1 protein-coding gene and 3 pseudogenes are annotated in these 2,492 nt (G+C 39.2%); 2 read left to right on the top strand and 2 right to left on the bottom strand.

Annotated elements, in window-relative coordinates; translation table 11 throughout:
- Both O9332_RS02665 and O9332_RS02660 read right to left on the bottom strand, forming a co-directional pair.
- A pseudogene (locus O9332_RS02665) lies at window positions 1–630 on the bottom strand (Rpn family recombination-promoting nuclease/putative transposase); the annotation flags it as partial.
- Between the two features lie 193 nt (window positions 631–823).
- Window positions 824–1,269: pseudogene (locus tag O9332_RS02660) on the bottom strand (DUF29 domain-containing protein).
- A 175-nt stretch (window positions 1,270–1,444) separates the two neighbouring features.
- Here O9332_RS02660 and O9332_RS02655 point away from each other — a divergent pair.
- Window positions 1,445–2,032, top strand: a complete 588-nt coding sequence (locus tag O9332_RS02655) for a DUF3782 domain-containing protein (RefSeq protein WP_287700802.1) — start codon at window positions 1,445–1,447, stop codon at window positions 2,030–2,032.
- Between the two features lie 206 nt (window positions 2,033–2,238).
- Window positions 2,239–2,492 (top strand): annotated as a pseudogene (locus O9332_RS02650) (Uma2 family endonuclease); the annotation flags it as partial.

Genomic DNA, 2,492 nt, shown 5'->3' with positions numbered 1-2,492 from the left:
GGTTTGTTTCCATTCCGTGAGATTAAACATGGCTTCTAACTCCTGGCGACTTTTCTGCGGAAATTTGTAGATAATAATCTTCTCGATTAACTCGATAACATTTCTTTGAGTGTTAGGGTCAACAATCTGTTGGCGAGTTTGGTCAATCAAGGATTGAACCTGTTCTGGTGCTTTTTTCGTGCTGATGACGATAAACTGGAGGATACTTATCCCAAGAGATGGAGGAGACTCACCCTCGATTTCATCGAGATATATCCGTTGCATCTGCTCTAAGTTTAGCAAATTCTGGTAAGCGAGGGGAAACCCGGTGTCTAAGCGTCGCCTTCCCCAGATAATTACGGGACAGCAAGTACGTTCAGGCTTATACTGCTTAAGATAGAGGAAGATTTGAGTGATGAATCGCCAATAAAAATCCTCATCCTTTTAAAATTGAACTTCGACAAAGTAAAGCGGCTAATCTGGGGGGTCTGCATCGGGAATAAATACCCCATCGAGTCGGAAAGCTAATTCTTTGATTTCGACTGATTTAAATTGATAATTTTGCGCCAGATTGGGAGATTTTCCTAGCAGTTGAAAGAGAAGTTCGGGAAAGACTTGAAATAAGGTATAAAATATTTTATCAGTTTTCATTATTTGAGTAAATACAATTGAAGCCAACTGTACTACTTTTAGGGTTCCAAGTCAATAGTTTTTTGGTGGATTTTTGTTAAGTTTTATCAAAATAATTTGAAAATAATTTTCTCCAGAAAAAAACTACCTTTCCTTGTTCTAATTGTTCTAATTCTTTAATTGCTGTCATAACATCCTTTTCTTGATCTGATTTTTATGGCAACCAAGAGCGATCTAGTAATTCTTCTAGTGAGTAAGGACATTGAGAGGGAAAATCACAGTATTCACTGGTTTTATTTTGACAAAACCTAACGCATCTTGGTAGATAGAGTTTAATTCTTCTTCTCAAGAATTGCGGAGATTAGCCGTCATTTTTTGCCTTAATTGAGTCCGAAAATTATAAATTTCTTCCTGCTAATGAATTGTCTTATATTCTGCCTCTTTTGTTCAGTATTGCAGTAATAATAGATGGCGGATAATCTGTTCTAAAAGACTGGCTACCGCATTTTTCTTTTCTTTGCCCAAATCCTCTAATTCCTCGATTAAATGTTCTAAGTCTAGCTGTTGAAATTGATGATTTCTAAGCAAGCTAACGGTTTCTCCTAGCCATTGAGAGTCATCAATATCATAGAGTTGTTTTAAGGCGTGAATTCTTTGCATCATTGATTGTCTCCATTAGCAGTTTTATCGTTTTGAGTATCTTGACATCAGGGAAGTTTAGTGATTAACATAAAATTTACTCCATCGCATTGGTAAATTAGTCAAAAATCTTCCTCGTGAATCGGCAAAATTCAGTAAAATAGCAATAGACCAAATCAGAGAGAAAAAATTAGCTATGGCAACTACATCCGAAGACGTATGGCGACTCTTAGCCGAATTAGCGACTGCTCAAGCTGAATTAACTGCCGCTCAAAAAGAAACTGACAAACAACTGAAGGAAGTTAGTCAGCAACAGAAGAAAACTGACAAACAACTCAAAGAATTAGGTCAGCAAATTGGGGGACTCGGTGCCAAATTCGGCAGCTTTACCGAAGGACTTGCCCTCCCTTCAATGGAAAAGATTCTCAGACAACGCTTTGGTATGGAAGTTGTTAGTCCTAGTGTGCGAGTCAGTAAAGATGGAAAACACCTAGAAATTGATGTTCTTGCCTATACCAATGGTCAGCTAAATACTGCTTATATCGTCGAAGTTAAAAGTCATGCCAGAGAGGAGTCTATTTCACAATTAAAAAGTATTTTGCAACGGTTTCGCCGCTTTTTTCCTGAACACAAAGATAAAAAACTCTATGGCATATTAGCGGCGGTTCATGTATCCCCGGAATTACGGGAAAAAATTCTGCAAGAAGGGCTTTATGTGGCTCGGATTCATGACCAAGTATTTGAATTGGATATTCCCGATAATTTTCAACCTCGACTTTATTAAAAATTTAGATATAATACTAAATCCTGTTATTAAAGACTGATTATTTATTCCCCTTTTTGCATGAGTGCATGAGCAGAAAACGGGTTTCTCCGAGAAACCCGTTTTCTGTGCGTTACTCAACGGATTATAAAAGGACAGGGTTTCAAACCCAGGATTTGCGGTGATACAATAAAGTTAGGCCAAAATGCGATCGCAAGAGATAAAGCATGGTTCAAGCACCCATCGAACCCCAACTTTTCTATCCTGACTCCGACGGTAAACCTATGGCCGACAACACAGTTCAATATCGCTGGATTGTTCGCTTGGTTGCCAATCTCAGGTATTTATTTAAAGGGCAAACCGTCTTTGTCGCTGGAGATTTGCTCTGGTATCCCCAGCAGGTAACTGTACCCCCCGCTCCCCGTCAAGCTCCCGATGCCATGGTAGTTTTCGGCCGTCCACCGGGTGAGCGCGGCAGCTA

Source organism: Microcystis sp. LE19-10.1B (assembly GCF_027530565.1).
In the GTDB taxonomy this organism is placed as follows: domain Bacteria; phylum Cyanobacteriota; class Cyanobacteriia; order Cyanobacteriales; family Microcystaceae; genus Microcystis; species Microcystis aeruginosa.
Note: the sequence above shows the minus strand (reverse complement) of the source record. Positions and strands in the feature narration are given on the sequence as shown.

Excerpts from the sequence above, each read along its gene's own strand:
- O9332_RS02655 (WP_287700802.1), top strand. The coding sequence starts at position 1,445 with ATGGCAACTACATCCGAAGACGTATGGCGACTCTTAGCCGAATTAGCG.